The sequence below is a fragment of the Hyphomonas sp. CACIAM 19H1 genome (genome assembly GCF_003325995.1).
GTDB classification, from domain to species: Bacteria; Pseudomonadota; Alphaproteobacteria; order Caulobacterales; family Hyphomonadaceae; genus Hyphomonas; species Hyphomonas polymorpha.
Genome location: NZ_CP016437.1, coordinates 2,452,114 through 2,468,796, shown reverse-complemented (window position 1 = coordinate 2,468,796; position 16,683 = coordinate 2,452,114). Strand labels below are relative to the sequence as shown.

Genomic DNA, 16,683 nt, shown 5'->3' with positions numbered 1-16,683 from the left:
AGCAGGGGACGCACATGCTCTATCAACCTGCACGGCAGGGAACGGACATGACGCGCATTGCCTTCTTCGGCCATGATGTGGCGGACGCGGCCGTGCGCCGGCGCGCGCGCGGTTTCCAGGACGACGGTTTCCAGGTCACGGGCTTCATGATGCGCCGGCGTGAGCCTTTGGCGCAGGAATGGGACAATGTGGATCTCGGCCAGACGCGGGATGGCGCCTTTCTTCAGCGTATCCGCCAGGTTTTTCGGGGCGCGCGGATTGCCGCCGCCTCTGGCGACAAGTTGCGCTCTGCCGATGTGATCTACGCCCGTAACCTCGACATGCTGGCCTGCGCCTTCCTGGCAAAGCGCCATGCGAAGCTTGGCACACCAGTCATCTACGAGTGCCTTGATATTCATCGGCTGCTCTGCCGGCAGGATGTGATCGGGAAGGGGCTGCGCGCCCTTGAGGGCTGGCTGCTCAAGCGCTCGGCCGCGCTGGTCGTCTCCTCGCCGGCCTATCTCACCCAGCATTTCGAGCGCTATTATCCGGGCAAGTTCGAGGCTTATCTCATCGAGAACCGGCTTTCGGGCCACGCCAATTATGGCGCGCGGGTTTCTGCAACCAAAGCAAAGCCCCCCGGCCAGCTTCGTCTCGGCTGGGTCGGGAACCTTCGGTGCCGCCGCTCGCTCGACCTCTTGTGCCAGATTGCAGACCGTTTCGACGATCAGGTGGAGGTGAGGCTTCACGGCGTACCTGCGCTGACAGAGATACCGGACTTTGAAGCGAAGATTGCTGCAAGACCGAACATGTCCTTTTACGGACGATACAAGTCGCCGGAAGACCTGCCCGGCATCTATTCCGCGCTGGATGTGGTCTGGTCCGGCGATTTCATGGAGGCAGGCCTGAACTCTACCTGGTTGCTGCCCAACCGTATCTATGAAGGCGGATATTACTGCGTGCCGCCCATCGCGCCCGCAGAGACGGAAACCGGCCGCTGGGTTGTCCGGCATGAGTGCGGTTTTGTGCTGGATGAACCGCTCGAAACGACCCTGCCGGGCCTGATCGAAGATCTTCTTCACGACGCGCCCCGGATCACTGCCTGCAGCAATGCCCTTGCCGGGTTGCCCGAGGAGACGTTTGTTCAGCCGCACGGTTTCCTGCGGCAGCTCATCGAAACGGCCGTGAAACCGAAAGTGGCTTCATGATCTCTCCAGCTTTTCCCTGTATGGAGACTGCAGCCGGGCGCTCGAGGGACGCCCTCGCGGAGGTATCCTGTGTCTGACTACGCTACCCCCCGGACCAGCGCAACGGTGCAGCCTGCGTATGTAAACGTCTACTCGGTGGACAAAGGGGCAGGGCGCTGGGAACAGGCCTTTGTCTGTCTTTGGATGTTCATCATCTATCTGCCGATCGAAGCGTTCTCGCCTTTGCGGTACCTTTGCATCCTCGGCTTTCTGGCAATCGCGGCCTACGACTACAAGCGGATCGTGCCGCTTTTGGTCAGGTGTTGGCCGCTGTTTACGCTGGCAATCCTCGGCCTCGCATCTGTGGGCTGGGCGCCTTACCCGGCAGAGGCGTTTCGCCAGGGCGTGCTGTTTTTCCTGTCTGCTTTTGTTGCCGTCGTTATCGCGGTCCATCTGACACCCCAGCAGATATTGCGGATCATCATGTTTGCCGGCATGGCGACGACCATAGCCTCCATTCCCTTCTGGGGCACTTTCGCGGGCGGGGGCCCGTATGCCAGCAAGAACTACTTTGCTGTCCACATGCTGTTCTGCATGCTGCTCAGTCTCATCACGGTACTGAACGAGAAAGAGCCGCTGTTCCTGCGCCTTCTCGCGCTGCCATTCGTGCCGACGTGCCTGCTCTTCATTTTCATGGCAGATTCGGCAACTTCGCTGGTTTTTGCAGTCCTCGGGGGCGCAGGGCTGATCGCTATCAAATTCTTCTGGGCGCCGGCTACCAAGGTGCGTGGCCTTTCGATGCTCGTCATCCTGTTTGCGCTGGTGGTGGTGCTGGTTGGGGCGCTGGCGGTGTTCAACATGCCCCAGAACACGTTTGTGGAGCGGTTTCTGGACATCGTCGGCAAGGACGCCACGCTGACCGGCCGCACCGCCCTGTGGGAAGGCGCGCGCCTGGCAGCAGAGGAAAAGCCCTGGTTCGGGCTCGGCCTTGAGGGGTTCTGGTATTACGATTCCGGCGCCGCCCAGACGCTCAACGAGAATGATTTCAAGGCTTTCGGGACCAAGCTGACCTTCCATAATGCCTATTGGGAAGTGCGGGTTCACCTCGGCTATGTGGGGCTGGCGCTGTTCCTCTTTTTCCTCGGCTGGACGTCGCTGAGATTGCTGTACCTCTGGTTCCAGGATGGCTCGCTGGTCAACTCAGCGCTGGTCCTGCTGATTGCCGTGAACCTGACCATGACCTTCACGGAGTCGCTGCTGTGGGGCATGTTCACTACTCCGGTCCTTCTGCAGTCGCTTGCGGGCATTGTGCCGTTTAAGCTTCACGCCCCCAAGCTGGAAGGCCGCGCGCGGATTGTTCCGGCTTCGTAACATTACAATGCAGACATCCTTGTCAATTCTGGCGGCCTGAGGTGGGCCCTCAGGGCCATGTGCCCGAATGATGCCAGAATTTAACGATAATTTCTCATAATACAGCGATAAGATCTGGTGACTTTAAACCAGTGTTAAGTCTTCGCTGTTCTAACTGAAGTTATGTCGCGTTCGAGCCAAGTGATGCCGATGAAATCAGGCGCCTTTTCAGACCCCGTTACGGGAGCACTCGAGAGTGATCGTTCTCTCATGAACGAATTTAGCGGTGAAAAGCTGCCGGTATGGTTGCGACTGCTGACCATTATTGGTCTGAGCGCTGGTCTTTGGGGCGCGATTATCTGGGCTTTTGTCCTTCTGTTTGGTTGATCCGCGCGGGCGTTTGGCGTCCTGAAACGCGGTTGGGTTCTTGCATATCTCTGGCATGTGGAGGTCCCGCTGTCATGCGGCGGGACAGTCTATGGAACTAAAGGGGCCAGGAATGCCGGGAAAAGTGCTGGTTTTGGGTGGAGCGGGCTATGTGGGTAGCCATTGCTGTCGGGCCTTTGCCGAAGCGGGCTGGGACGTTACCGTTTTCGACAATCTATCTACCGGCTGGCGGGATATGGTACGTTGGGGCGGGCTGATTGAGGGCGACCTCAACAATCCGGCCGACATCGAGGCGGCGTTCAACACGGTGAAGCCGGATGCAGTGGCCCATTTTGCGGCTTCATCTCTGGTGGGCGAGTCGGTCACCGATCCGGGCAAATACTTCCGCAACAATACCCTGGCGACGCTCAACCTGCTTGAGGCAATGAAGCGCCACGGCACGCAGTCGATCATCTTCTCTTCGACCTGCGCCATCTTCGGTCATGCGCAGACGGATTATCTCGCTGAAGATCATCCGCGAAACCCCATCAATCCCTATGGAATGTCAAAGCTGATGGTCGAGCAGATGCTCGCCGCTTTCGATCACGCCCATGGGATAAGGTCTGTCTGCCTGCGTTACTTCAATGCTGCTGGCGCAGACCGGGATGCCCTGATCGGCGAGCGCCATGCCTGCGAAACGCATCTCATTCCCTTGGCGCTCAAGGGCGCCTACGATCCTGATTATGCCTTCACCATCAATGGCACGGATTTCGACACGCCGGATGGCACGGCGCTGCGGGACTATATCCATGTCGAGGATCTGGCCGAGGCCCACCTTCTTGCCCTGCAGACACTGAAGGCGGGTGCCCCCTCTGACGCGTTCAATCTGGGTACCGGCCAGGGTACGAGCGTGGCGGAAATCGTGGGCGCAGTTGAGCGCGCCACCGGCCGCCACCTTCCGCGCAAGATTGGCCCCCGCCGGCCCGGAGACGCTGTTCGCCTCGTCGCGGCGCCGGACAAGGCGCAGGGTGTGCTTGGCTGGAAGGCAACCCGTTCTGACCTGGACAACATCATTACTTCAGCCCTCGCTTGGCACCAGAAGGACTGGACAATCCAGACCCCGGAAAAGGTCCAGGGTTGAAAGAGCGCGATGACATTTGAAATGTTCGTAGGCTGAGGGGGCGTCATCATGGAAAAGGTCACGGTCATCATTCCGTGCTATAATGGGGAAGCCTTCATCGAGAAGGCCGTGCGCAGCGCGCTCGGCCAAACGATCCCCACGCGGGTGATTGTCGTGGATGATTGTTCGAAGGATAACAGCTTTGCGCTGTTGCAGGCGATCGCGGCGAACGAGCCGCGCCTGACAGCTATACGCCAGCCTCAGAATGGCGGGCCTTCGGCAGCGCGAAACGCGGCCCTGCGTCTCGTCGAGACGCCCTGGGTCGCCAATCTTGATGCGGATGACTACCTGCTTTCCGACCGGCTGAGGCGCCTGGTGGAGCATGGCGAGGGGAAGGGGCTGGATTTCGTCGCTGACGATGTGATCCGTGTGGAACCCGGCCAGTCCCCCGCCGATGGGGTCCGCGTCTGGAAGGACGAGCTGTTTGGATCTGCCCCTATGGGGCTTGCGCGCTTTGTTCGGGAGAATATGGCAAAGTATGCCGGCCCGCGCCGCGAGATCGGTTATCTTAAGCCGCTGATGCGGGTAGCGTTCCTGCGCGAAAAAGATCTGTTCTTCCGTGAAGATATGCGTCTGGCGGAAGATTATGAGTTCTATGCCCGCTCGCTGACACTTGGCGCGCGCTGGGAGGTGATTGATCCGTGTGGGTACATCGCGGTCAGCATGCCGGACTCGCTTTCTAAGGCGTACCCTACTGCTGCAATCGAGAAGATGGTTCAGGCGGACCGGGCCTTCCTGAAAACCCCTGGCCTTTCAGCAGAGGAGCGCGCCGCGATTGGCGAGCATCTTCACCAGACGGCCACCGACTATGCCTGGCGCACGATGATCGATGGCGTGAGAACCAAGAGCCCCGCGCTGATGCTGCGCGCCCTGATGCAGCCGCCGGCAGTGTCCGGCAAAGTGATGCTGCGCATGGTGAAACACCTCCTGCGGCTGCCTATTCTTCCCGAAATTCCAGAACTGCCCCGCAAACCGGCCCGCGAGTCGGCAGGGCTTGGCCTTACCTGACGTCGAATTTGTCGGCCTTTCTTTCGCCAAGCAGCATACGTTGCTCCAGCCGCCGCCGCAGCGCGCCATAATAGGCCTCAAGGAAAGCCAGATCGGTTTCGCCGGTCTGTTTCGTCCAGCCGATCTTGGCGCGGATACGCTCGGCCACCTGATGTTTGATCTCCGGCGTGGACTGGCGCAGCACATCTTCGAGAACATGCAGCTCATGAATGCCATAGGCATCGGCTTGCGCCACGGTGAAATTGAAACGAGCGCTGGCGTCGGCGGCTTTGGCGGCGGACGTGATGTCATGCATCAGCTTGGTCTTCGGTGAGCGGATCACCCAGGTTCCGGCGATCAGATCGCCTACGCGCATCTTGTCCTTGTTGAAAATCGGAAACAGCAGGAACACGCCGGACCAAGCCAAGCCCAGTAGCGCCATCCACCCGCTCGCCCCATCGCCGCCCATCATCGCAAACTGGAAGGGCAGGCCGACTTCGATTTCCCGGATGAAATTCCGCGCCAGAACGGAATTTGCCGTCAGCCGTCCCCCGTCGCGTGCCGCCACCCGGAGGCCCAGGGCGCGCTTGCCGGGCGTGGCGGCGCGCTGGCCGATCTCGAAGAAAATATAATAGAAGTTCCGGACAAAGAAAAAGAACACAAGCCAGAAGGCAAAGGCGATATTCGCGCTGCCCGGCGTCAAGGCGCCGATCAGTGCGCTTAATCCGAAAAGTGTCGCGATCACGATCACCCACTGGATCGCCACATCAATCAGGAAAGCGCCCGCCCGCTCGCCCGCAGTGGCGAGCTTCAGCCGAATGGCTGCGCCCTCCGGCGTTATCAGGCGGCGGATCAGTTTTGACTGGCGCATCTCTTCGGCCATGCGCGCGCGCCGCTGTGTGGCGGCCTCGAGGCTGACGCCAGGGCGCTGCGTCCTGGGGGCGGCTGTCTGCGTCATCCGTGCCGCTCCCGGCGCGGCATGTAGAAATATAGCATCCACAGCAGGCCCGTTCCGGCTGCAATGGCATAGCGGACCAGATCTGAATTGATGAGTTGCCGCCCGAAGCCTTCCAGAAGGGCCGCAATGATCAGCATCACCACGCAGCCCATGGCGATGGTGGCTGCCTTCTGCCCGGCCGCGCGGGCTGAGGCGAGCCGTGTCTGACCGCCAGGAAACGCGACCGCGCCGCCAATGACAAATCCGGCTGCGCCCGCCAGCACGATGGCAAAAAGTTCCGTCACCCCGTGGATCATCAGCCAGCCGGTAAACTCATAGCCGAGCCCCTTGTCCCAGAACACGGCATACATCGAGCCGATCATCACGCCGTTATAAACCAGCAGCCAGGCTGTCGGGATGCCGAAGGCAAAGCCAAGGGCAAAGGCAAAGAGGGCGATCTGAGCATTGTTATTGAAAAGGAAACTGGAAAAGGCCGTGAGCTGACCGTCACCATGACCGTCCGTATAGATCGTGCTGCGCAGGTATTCCACCGTGGCGTCCGGATTGCGCCCTTCCAGAAAGCTTGCCCCGTGAAACGTCCAGTACCAGTCCATATCCTGCAGGCAGAGGAAAAAAGCCAGGCCCCAGCCGCCGAAGAAGAACAAGGCTGACAGCAGCGTCGGCCACACCGCGCCGCGCACAGCCGCTGGCCAGTCCCTGCGCAGGAAGGTCATCATCCGCTCGCCAATGGTCGTGCGCGCGCCATAGACGAAGAAGTACGCCCGCGTACACAGGCTCTCCAGATAGGCGATGACGTTCTGGTCCAGCGAGATCGAGCGCGCGACAGACAGCGAGGAAACCGCCTGCCTGTAAAGCCGGGGCAGCGCCAGCATGTCTTCATCGCTGAGGCGTTTGACGCCGCCATTTTCAGCCCGCGTCAGGATAACGTCCAGCTTCTGCCAGTCGCCCTGGCGCTCTTCGCGGAAACGGTAGGATTTCAGAAGATCGCCGCTCACAGCATATCCCTCTGCTTGATCTGCAGGTAACGCGAAACGAGTTCCGCGCCGAAATGTTCGGGCCGGCTTTCGATGATCTGCACACCCATGCGCTGCAGCCGGCGGAAGACAAGATCGCGCTCCGAAAGCAGCGTATCGGCAATCACGGCGCGCGCCACGTCTTCCGGCTTCTCCGGCGCGGCATCAGCCATGGTGCTGAGGGCTTCATCTTCAAAGGTTGCGAACAGCACAAGATGCCGGTCCGTCAGCCGTTTTACATTCTCCAGCATCAACTCGGCAGAGATCGTGTCGACGAAGTCGGAAAAGATGATCACCAGGCTGCGCCGCTCCAGCCTTCCGGCAAGATTGGTGAGGGCGAGCGTGAAGTTGGCTTCCTCGTCCGAATAGTCCATTTCCGCCACGGTCGCCTGCGCCTTGGGAAAACTGCTGGTGCCGGTCAGGAAGCCGCTCGTCACGCCGGGTTTGGACGAGAAGCCATAAAACATCGTCCGGTCGCCCGAGCGCAGCGAGACATAGGCCAGCAGCAATCCCGCCGTCACCGCCCGGTCAATCTTCGGCACCCCGCCCAGCGGCTCGCTCATCAGGCGGCCGGTATCGAAGGCAAAGACGATGTTGTGATTGCGCTCGGTCTTGAATTCCTTGGCCAGCAGATGGCGGTGGCGGGCCGAGTGCTTCCAGTCAATCGCGCGGCGATCCATCCCGGCGGTAAACTCGCGCAGGGCGTCAAACTCGCTGCCATCCCCGCGCTCAATCTGTGTCTTGATGCCGAACTCCGCATCGCGGGAGAACAGCCGGATCGCCTCGTCGCGCACCCAGCGCACATTCGGCGTCACCGGCACATCAATGCCGATCTCCTGCACGTGCCGCTTCTGTACAAGGCCCAGCGGCCCGCGCCAGCGGCTCCACAGGCGCACGATCCGGGCCATGCCGCGCCGGCTAGGCGTCAGGTCAACATCATAATGCCGCGTGCGCGCTTCCCACCCGCGCAGGCCCTGCGGCGCAAGCTGGGGAATGAACTCATTGGTTTCCAATTGTATCTCAAGGCGTGCGGGCAGCGGTCCTTTCGCAAAACGCAAGCGCAGGGGCAGGGGCGTTTCTTCGCCGACATAGAGTAGCGGCGGGATGTCCGCCTCGACCTCAAACGCGCGCAGCTGCGCTGCCAGCAGGCCGTCCATCAGCACAATGCCGCACACCCCCGCGATCCAGCCGGCCGAGAGAATCCACAAGCCTGGCGCAAACAGCGCAATCGCGATGAGCAAGGGCATGCCCATCAGCATAAGGAAGACCGCGCGGGGAGTGGGCGAGATCACCGGGGCGCTGCCGTCTGTTCAATAATGCCCGCCAGCGTCTCGTCGGTAGTGCGCCCCTCAATGTCTGCGGCAGGCGACAGGATAACCCGGTGGCGCAGCGCGGGCAGGGCCAGGGTTTTCACGTCATCGGGAATAACAAAGTCCCGCCCGTCGAGCGCCGCGCGGGCGCGCGCGCCCATCGCCAGGGCGGCAGCGGCGCGCGGGCTGGCGCCGGTTTCCAGGGCCGGGGTTTCCCGCGTCGTGCGTACGATATCCACGATATAGGCGATGATCTCGTCCTTGAGACGCACTTCGGATACGGCATTGACCGCCGCATCCAGCTCCGCCGCGCTCAGCACCGGCTGAACGTCAAACGCTGCGGGCGTCTTCATGCCCGTGCGCGTGCCATGCTGGGCCACGATGCGGATTTCTTCCTCACGGGTCGGATATTCCAGATTGTGCTTGAACAGGAAGCGGTCGAGCTGCGCCTCCGGCAGGGGGTAGGTGCCCTGCTGTTCGATGGGGTTCTGCGTGGCGATCACTGTGAAGCGCGGGTTCAGCGGATAGCTTTCCCCATCGATGGTCACCTTGCGTTCCTGCATTGCTTCCAGCAGCGCGGCCTGGGTTTTCGGCGGCGTCCGGTTGATCTCGTCGGCCAGCAGAATGTCCGTGAAGATCGGGCCTTTGGTCAGGCTGAACTGGTTGGTCTGGAAGTTGAAGAGGTTTGTACCCAGAACATCGCCCGGCATCAGGTCCGGCGTGAACTGGATGCGCCCGAACTGCAGCGAGATGGCGCGGGAGAAACACTGCGCCAGCAGCGTCTTGGCCGTGCCGGGCGGCCCTTCGAGAAGCACGTGCCCGGAGGAAAACAGCGCCACCAGAAGCAGGTCCACGCTCGCATCCTGGCCGATGATGGCCTTTCGCACTTCGGTGCGGATGCGGTCCGCCAGATTACGGATTTCAGCCACGCTCATGCATTGTTCTCCTGATGATTGCCTTGCGCCACTGGTGCAGATCGCGCGCTTTCTGCGCGAGATCTTCCCGGTTGGCCGCTTGCCCGGTGAGGGCTTGTTCGAGTTCCGAGAAAGTTTTCCCGCCGCTGTCAGCGGGTCCCAGCCTGTCGAACATTTCCGTCAGCTGAGCTTCCGGAAGGGATCGCGGCAGGCCGAGGGCAAGCGCCAGGCGTCGACGGATAAGGCTGGCATAGCCCGGTGCCATCTTCATTTCCCGCCGCGCCATGGTTACCAGGCCAGCCGTATTGTCTGCCAGCGCCTGCTTGCCCAGCGCAATGGCGCGCGCCTCACGTGCGGGCGGACCAAAGCGCACAACCGCCGCCCAGCCAAGCAACAGCGCGCTCGCCAGCGCCACCAGCGTCGCACCGATATAGGGCACGCTGAACAGCATCTTCAGCAGGTTTTCTGATCGGGCAAATCCGTGAAGCGTTGCGTCCATCAGGATCGGCTCGTTTTGGGAGGAGCGCAGATGGTTCACCAGCCGCGTGGCAAAGACAGCGTTCTCCACGCGGGCAAGGCCGAATGTGCTGATCATGTCCGGATCGCTGAGAATATAAAGGCCCCGTCCCGGATCATACGCCACCAGCGCGCCCTGCGCGGTGCCCACCACGGTTTCCAGCGCCGCCGACCGGATTAGCTGCAGCCGCACATCCGGTTTAACAGCGCCCGGTTCGAATGTGCCCCGAACTTCAACAGAAGGGGCAATGCGCAGGATCTCGGCGTCCGGGTAAATGGTCCGCAGGCGGTCGTTCAGGTCGCGGGCATCAATGAAGCGAGTGTCCGCCTGGCGGGCCGGGTTCAGCGGATCCGCCCGGCCATACCATTTGGGCAGCACGACCAGTGCCGGCAACTGAAAGCCCGTTTCTTGGATCACGTCGAACTTGCCATAGGCGGGCAGGGTGACGATCATCAGCCCCCAGTCGCGTGTTTCCAGATTGCGTTCCAGGCGGGAGACGCTGACCGGATAGCCCTGCGCCTCCATCAGGCGCACGAAACCGTTATAGCCCAGCGCAGAGGTCGAATAAGGATGGTCGCCTGCCTGGTTCCGGTCGCGCAGCTCCGGCGCCCAGCCCGCCATCACCATGACTCCGCCGAAAGAAAATACGGCAATCGCCACAAGGATCGCCACCACGCGGGCCGAGAAGGGAGACTCGTTCTGCCCGCTCATGCCCAGCCCTCGCCGAAGGCAAAGTCCTCATAGCTGCGCCGCGCGTTCTGCCAGCCTTCGGCATCCACGTCGCGCCCGCCGAAAAAGCTGTTCTCCACAATCTGGATGATCGGCCTCAACGCCCGGCGCGCGCGGTCGGGCAGGCTGCCCAGTCCGGCGATTTCCCGCGCTGTCAGCGAGGTCGGCACGCCGCCCTCCAGCCGCTCCTGCACATCCTCGATCGACCGGAACAGCAGCAGGTGAACCGCTTCGGCAAACCGCCCCTCGCGGGCCAGCGCGTCGGCCTCCTCCAGCAGGGAGCGCGCGCGATCGGCATCAGGCCGGATGTCGGTCAGCACATCGTCAACCGCTTTGACCTTTTCCTTCCGCGTGAAGCCGAGCCGCATCCGGATCGCTTCGCCAAACAGGAAATAGAGAAGCCCCAGAATGACAGCGCCAGCGGCAATCCAGAAGATCAGTTTGAACAGCGGCCCAAGGGCCTCGAGAAATTCGCCGATGGCCCGTATCCAGCCCGGGGGCTCGCGCGGTTCTATCTCGATATCGGCTTGTTCCGGGCGGGCAAGTTGCAGGTCGCCATCGCGCAGATAGGCCCTATGCGCTCTCTCCACGGCGCTGACATCGGTGCCGACGCTACTGCCATTATAGTCGGTCTCATATCCGTAATCATCGTAATATTCCGGATCGGCCTCGTCGCTGTATTCAGTTGGCGGCGCAGCGCTGGGGGGGCGGTTCTGAGCAAGCGCCGGCGCCCCCACAAACAGGAAGACACTTGCGGCCAGAGCGAGCGCGCTGGACCTGACGAGTGACACCACTCAACCACCCTCCTGCCGACATCCCGGGGATGTCCTTTCGGCAACTATTTCAGAGCTTTCCGGCCGCTTCAATGTCTGTTTCCGTCCCGGCTGATGTTAGCGGCGTAATGCGCCGGACAGGCCAATTCTGGGCGCTGCGGCGGCGGTTTGAGGTCATTCCGCCTTATCCGGCTCCGGCGGCTGCCCGCTATCCCCGGATCAGGGGGCAGGCACAGCCGCCGCGCCGGTGGCATGCGCGCAGGCGCGCGCTGTCAGCGCCATAATGGTGAGGGTCGGGTTCTGGATGCCCTGCGAGGGCAGGGCGGCACCATCGGTGACATACAGCCCCGGCATCGCCCAGCATTCATTGTGCGGTGTCAGAACGGAAGTCTGCGCATCGCTGCCCAGCCGCGCGCCGCCACACTCGTGCACAGACGTGCCCGGTGGGGCGGCCCGGTCCGGCCGCACCAGCACCTTGGCGCCAATCGTGTCGAACAATTCGGTCAGCGCGGTGGACATCGACGCGGCCAGCGCGCGTTCCCGCTCGCCCCACTGCATCTCGATGCGCAGCAAAGGCGCGCCCCATTTGTCGGTTTTCACCTTCGACAGCGACACGCGATTCTCCGGCGACGGCGCGCTTTCGCCGAAGGCCACGGCGGTGGTCCAGGAACCCGTCACGTTCACGGTGGCATACAACTGGACGCCATATCCCCGGTCGTGCGGATTTCCGCCAGCCCTCAGATCAAACCGGGGAAGATACACGCAGCGTCCAGGCTCCACCTCGGCGCTCATCGGCAATGCGGGGCTCACGCCTTCAGCCTTCACCATCACATGGTCGGTCAGATACCCGCCCAGCGCTGGCAGTTGATCAGACAGCGACCCCTCCGGCGTGCTGGAGTTCAGCAGGATGCGCGTCGACTCCAGCGAGGAGGCGCAGAGAAACACAAGCGGCGCCTCGGCAGTTTCCCGCTGGCCCGTCAGCGGGTCCAGCCATTCCACACCGCTGACGCGCCCATCCGGTCCCGCCAGCACGCGCTGCGCCAGTGCATGGGTGCGCAGCGCAAGATGGCCAGTCTCGTCCGCGATCCGGGCGAAATTCACGGGCGGGGCATACCGGCTCAGCATGGCCGGTGCCTCCGGCCAGACAGAGTGGATACTTTCAAACAGCACGTTTTCAGACGCGCTGGGGGCAATCGCCTGCGTAATCACGCTGTCGGGAATGTAACCGATGCCTTCCTGCGCGCCGGTCAGGTGCAGGCGGCGCTCCACCTGCTGATACCATGGCTCCAACTCGCCGATCCCGAATGGCCAAGGGCTCGGGCTGTCCGTTTTTGGGCCCAGATCGGTTTCGCCGAAGCGATAATACTGGCGGCCGTGCCCCGGCACGACCATGCGCCCGCCCACGCCGTGAGACCTGATCCAGTTGAACGGCTTGTCCGGCGGCGTCTCGTAAGGGTGGTCCCTGTCGTCCACAAATCCATCCGGCTTCTGCACCCAGGCGAAGCATTCGGTCTGAACCGGCTGGCGCACGCGGCCGACGCCTCGCAACACCTTCATGGCGGCATTGATCGCGCGTGGCGGCAGAACCCTGGCCAGCCTCGGATCAGAAACGCTGCCGATGGTGGCGGCCACGCTCTTGCTGAGCGGTTTTTTCCAGAACGGGTATTTGCTACCAGCGTCCAGCAACAGCACGGACAGGCCCCGCTCGCAAAGCAGCGCAGCCGCAAGCCCTCCGGCGGCGCCTGCGCCCACCACGATTGCGTCATACTTAGCCGTCATGAGTGTCCCACTCTGATTACTCCGTCCCGGCGGAGATTACAGCTTTGCACGATTCATGCATGTTAGGGGCAAGAGAGAAAGCAGGCCGCCTGCCTTCCACTGAAAAATTGATTGATCGATATGAACATTAACCACCCGCCACCCTCCGATAAGCCCTCGCCAGCTCCTGTTGGCGCTGTTGAGCGGCTGCTGTCTCGCCGCTCCGGCCCTCTGGGCTTTGGAACCGGCCTCCTACACCAGATTGACGATCCCGCCTCTGCCGTTCGCCTCCTCCGTCAGGCGCATGAGCAGGGCATCACCTATTTCGACACCGCGCGCCTCTATGGCGAAGGGCGCTGCGAAGGGCTGCTGGGCGAAGCTTTCGCGCAAATCCGCGGCGAGGTCATCCTTGCTACCAAGGTGGGTATCCTTCCGCCCGCGCGTGACCTTGCCATCCGCCTGAAAGGCAAGCTGGCCGCCACCCTGCGGCGGTTGCCGCCGCTGCGCGGCGTTGTTCCACCACCGGCCATTCGATGGCCGGAATTTGGCGTGTTTGATCCTGCCCGGATGCAGGTCAGCCTTGAGACCAGCCTGCGGGAACTGCGCACCGATCATGTCGATCTGCTGCTGCTGCACGAATGCACGCTGGAAGATGTGCGCCGCGCTGAGGTTCTGGATTTTGCCGAACAGACCGTGCGGCAGGGAAAGGCCCGCGCCTGGGGGGTGGCCCCTGCGCCAGACGCCATGCTCGCCATCGCCGCCAGTGGCTCGCCCTATGGCGATGTCGCTCAGTTCGATGCGGCGCTTCACCCGGCCTTCGCCTGTTCGCCCTCCCTGACGATCACCCATTCCTGCCTTGGCACCCGTTTTCAGGAAACCTTGTTCCGGCTGAGCCAGGACGCGCAGCTGAAAGACCGCTGGTCCGGCGCGCTCGGAATGGAGGCGACCACAGCCAATGTGGCGCAGGGTTTCCTTGCCCATGCGATCTGGCAGAATCCAACGGGCCTGGTCCTGTTCTCCACAACCCGCCCTGAGCGTCTGCGTCCCAATCTGGACGCGGCCACCCTTATCACCACGCCGGAACAGGCAGCGGCCATCGCCGCGCTGATCGCAGCAGAATGAATGGACAAGCGCCGGCCAGCGCATATCTAGAGCGCTCAAACGGACAAAGGGTGCCGACCATGGACAAGGCTGAGGTCTACCGCCAGCTCAAGGAAGAAATCGACAGCGTCGTGGCTGGGGAAACATCCGATACCGCCCGCTATGCGTCGGCCGCCTGCCTGCTCACCCAGGCCTTCAAGCCGCGCTTCTTCTGGACCGGCTTCTACCTGGTAGATCCTCTGAAGCCGCAGGAACTCGTCGTCGGCCCCTATCAGGGCACGCTCGGCTGCTTGCGCATTCCCTTCGGCAAGGGCGTCTGTGGCCATGTAGCGTCCACCAGAGAGCCCATCATCGTGCCGGATGTTCATGAGTTCCCTGGCCACATCGCCTGCGATTCTGCCTCGAACTCGGAAATCGTCGTTCCGGTCTTCCGCGCCGATGGCAGCCTCGCTGCCGTGCTGGATGTCGACTCGACCGAGTATGACGCCTTCGACGAAATCGATCAGGCTGGCCTAGTTGCCATTTGCCGGAGCCTGCTCACCGCCTGAGACAGGCTGGGAGCCAGGTTCGGACGCTTGCCCGGGATCTTGCGCAGGCGTCTCGACCGGCGGGTTCAGCGGCCGCAGCACAGGCGCCGGCAACTCCTCCGCAGGCTGAGGGGTGGGGCGCGTTTCGACTCGCGGCGGCGCCGCCATCGCGGGCCGGGTCACGGGCGTTTCGCGGATAACCGGCGCTCTCTCGAAGGCGGCAGGCTCTGCCTCTTCCAATGCCTCGATATTGGCCGGCGGCACAGCTGCGTCCACCGGTTCGGGCACTGTCGGCGTCAGCGGCGGCCCAGCCATCTGCTCGATCCGTTTCAGCAAATTCTCTTCCAGAATGTCGAGCCGCCGCGCGCGTAGGCCTTCGATCACGCGGATGGAATGGTTGAGGTCCAGCCACACATCCCGGTCCACCGAATAGGCTGGCCATTCGGGCACGCCGGGGCCGTTAGGATCGCCGGTGCGCGCGAAGTTCGTCCAATAAGTCATCATCGCTTCGGTCAGTGCCCGGTCACCCTCGGTCACTTTCAGGCCAGGCAGGTGGCTGTCGAATACGAACGAAATCTCCGCCGCATGGAAGGCGCCGATGGTCTGGCGCGGCGAAGGCGGCACACGGGTGAAATGGTAGAGATAGGTCGGCTGCCCCGTCTGGGCATTGCGACGCCCCACATAGCGCATGTGAACGCCAAACAGGTCGTCGCCCAGCATGTCGGTCGCGCCCCTGTCCCAGCTCTCCAGCGTGTTCATGCCATAAAGGGCCTGCAACGCCTTGGCCGGGTTCAGTCCGAACACGGAGGCCAGCGCGTCCTCCCGCTCCTCCAGCGTGCCCGTGATCCGCGAGCGCAGCACGGTCGGCGACTCGATCTCGCTGTAGAACAACGTGCCCTCATCCGCGTTGAAACCCGCCATCATCGGCACCTGTGGCGTCTGCCCGTCGCGGAACGCCGCGCCGATGGGGCGCGGCAGAACCTTGCCGTCAACAACGGGCAGGAAATACGGCGTCAGATCCTGACGCACGTCGCTGCGGGCAATGATCGCGCCAGCCGGAATATTGCGCAGGTCGCCTGCACGCGCCGTATGCGGAACAAGTGTGGACAGGAATTCGATGCCGGCTTCTTCGGCGCTCTTCACGCCGGGGATGGCCGAGCGCTTCAGGTGCAGCGCGTTATACGTGCTCGCGCCGCTTTGCAGGATCGCCTTGTGGAACAGCCCCTCCGACAGGGGGCTCGCCATCAGTTCGGTGATGGATTGCGCGCCTGCGCTTTCGCCGAACACGGTCACATTGTTCGGGTCACCCCCGAAAACTGCGATATTCTCGCGTACCCAGCTCAGCGCCGACACCTGATCCATCAGGCCGTAATTGCCGGACGTGCCCGCCTCTTCCGTCAGTGCGGGGTGGGCGAGATAGCCGAACGCGCCGAGCCGGTAATTGATGGTGACCAGCACCACACCATTCTCCACCAGCCCGTTGGCCTGATAGATCCCCTGCGATCCCGATCCGAACTGGTGCGAGCCGCCATGGATCCACACCATTACCGGCTGCAGCTCGCGGCCGCCCAGATTGGCCGTGCGGATATTCAGCGACAGGCAATCTTCCGATTCCGCGGGCGGCTTCTGCAGCGCCATCACTCCACGTGCCATCATCCGCTCGAAACCGGAGAGGCCCACGCCCTCCAGGATCCGATCGATAAAGCCAGCCGAACGTCCCCGGCTCTGCAGGCATTCTGGGCCATACTCGCGCGTGTCGCGGGAAATTGCGCCCCATTGCGGCGGCGCGGCGGGCGGCGTCCAGCGTTTGGCAGTGGCGTAGGGAATGCCGTTGAAGACGATCACATCCGGGTTGGCCCGGTCCACCCCGCCGATCACGACGCCCTGATGGATGCGCACCGGCTCCGACATTTCCATCGGCTTGGGCGGCTTGCGCAGGGCATACCAGCCATAGGCCGCCCCTGCGATCAGGATGAAAAGCAGAACTATACTGAAACGGCGCATCGCCGGTCCCCCGCAATCGTCGAATCCATC

The 16,683-nt window shown here is 62.6% G+C and carries 14 protein-coding genes; 6 read left to right on the top strand and 8 right to left on the bottom strand.

Features of this window, described 5'->3' with window-relative positions:
* The first annotated feature begins 14 nt into the window (after positions 1–14).
* The 4 genes from BBF93_RS11500 to BBF93_RS11485 all read left to right on the top strand — a co-directional run bounded on the left by BBF93_RS11500 (position 15) and on the right by BBF93_RS11485 (position 5,070).
* Entirely contained in the window at positions 15–1,187 is a 1,173-nt protein-coding gene (locus BBF93_RS11500; protein ID WP_162786528.1) for a glycosyltransferase family 4 protein, read from the top strand.
* A 69-nt stretch (positions 1,188–1,256) separates the two neighbouring features.
* On the top strand, positions 1,257–2,537 hold the full coding sequence (locus tag BBF93_RS11495) for an O-antigen ligase (RefSeq protein ID WP_162786527.1): 1,281 nt from the start codon (positions 1,257–1,259) through the stop codon (positions 2,535–2,537).
* Positions 2,538–3,015: 478 nt separating this feature from the next.
* Entirely contained in the window at positions 3,016–4,023 is a 1,008-nt protein-coding gene (gene galE / locus BBF93_RS11490) for a UDP-glucose 4-epimerase GalE (RefSeq protein ID WP_114105989.1), read from the top strand.
* A 48-nt stretch (positions 4,024–4,071) separates the two neighbouring features.
* Complete coding sequence (locus tag BBF93_RS11485) at positions 4,072–5,070, top strand: glycosyltransferase family 2 protein (protein WP_114105988.1); 999 nt, start codon at positions 4,072–4,074, stop codon at positions 5,068–5,070.
* Here the strand turns inward: BBF93_RS11485 and BBF93_RS11480 are convergent.
* The 7 genes from BBF93_RS11480 to BBF93_RS11450 form a co-directional block, all read right to left on the bottom strand.
* The gene (locus BBF93_RS11480) at positions 5,063–6,007 is read right to left on the bottom strand and encodes an RDD family protein (protein WP_233349101.1); all 945 of its coding nucleotides are present in this window, start codon (positions 6,005–6,007) and stop codon (positions 5,063–5,065) included. The genes BBF93_RS11485 and BBF93_RS11480 overlap by 8 nt on opposite strands.
* The gene (locus BBF93_RS11475; protein WP_114105987.1) at positions 6,004–7,002 is read right to left on the bottom strand and encodes a stage II sporulation protein M; all 999 of its coding nucleotides are present in this window, start codon (positions 7,000–7,002) and stop codon (positions 6,004–6,006) included. The genes BBF93_RS11480 and BBF93_RS11475 overlap by 4 nt, the downstream gene beginning before the upstream one ends.
* Positions 6,999–8,312, bottom strand: a complete 1,314-nt coding sequence (locus BBF93_RS11470) for a DUF58 domain-containing protein (RefSeq protein WP_114105986.1) — start codon at positions 8,310–8,312, stop codon at positions 6,999–7,001. Before BBF93_RS11470 ends, BBF93_RS11475 begins: the two co-directional genes overlap by 4 nt.
* Positions 8,309–9,265, bottom strand: a complete 957-nt coding sequence (locus BBF93_RS11465) for a MoxR family ATPase (RefSeq protein ID WP_035600907.1) — start codon at positions 9,263–9,265, stop codon at positions 8,309–8,311. The genes BBF93_RS11470 and BBF93_RS11465 overlap by 4 nt, the downstream gene beginning before the upstream one ends.
* A complete protein-coding gene (locus BBF93_RS11460) occupies positions 9,252–10,472 on the bottom strand; it encodes a DUF4350 domain-containing protein (RefSeq protein WP_114105985.1) in 1,221 nt (406 codons plus the stop codon). The genes BBF93_RS11465 and BBF93_RS11460 overlap by 14 nt, the downstream gene beginning before the upstream one ends.
* Positions 10,469–11,284, bottom strand: a complete 816-nt coding sequence (locus BBF93_RS11455) for a DUF4129 domain-containing protein (protein ID WP_114105984.1) — start codon at positions 11,282–11,284, stop codon at positions 10,469–10,471. Before BBF93_RS11455 ends, BBF93_RS11460 begins: the two co-directional genes overlap by 4 nt.
* Positions 11,285–11,482: 198 nt before the next feature.
* Entirely contained in the window at positions 11,483–13,042 is a 1,560-nt protein-coding gene (locus BBF93_RS11450; RefSeq protein WP_114105983.1) for a GMC oxidoreductase, read from the bottom strand.
* Positions 13,043–13,162: 120 nt separating this feature from the next.
* Between BBF93_RS11450 and BBF93_RS11445 the strand changes: the two genes are divergently transcribed.
* Both BBF93_RS11445 and BBF93_RS11440 read left to right on the top strand, forming a co-directional pair.
* Positions 13,163–14,143, top strand: a complete 981-nt coding sequence (locus BBF93_RS11445) for an aldo/keto reductase (RefSeq protein WP_162786526.1) — start codon at positions 13,163–13,165, stop codon at positions 14,141–14,143.
* A 59-nt stretch (positions 14,144–14,202) separates the two neighbouring features.
* Positions 14,203–14,670 (top strand): GAF domain-containing protein, encoded by a 468-nt coding sequence (locus BBF93_RS11440; protein WP_114105981.1) that lies wholly within the window; start codon positions 14,203–14,205, stop codon positions 14,668–14,670.
* Here the strand turns inward: BBF93_RS11440 and BBF93_RS11435 are convergent.
* Positions 14,635–16,653: a carboxylesterase/lipase family protein gene (locus BBF93_RS11435; RefSeq protein ID WP_114105980.1), complete on the bottom strand. Its 2,019-nt coding sequence runs from the start codon at positions 16,651–16,653 to the stop codon at positions 14,635–14,637. The genes BBF93_RS11440 and BBF93_RS11435 overlap by 36 nt on opposite strands.
* Positions 16,654–16,683 lie beyond the last annotated feature (30 nt).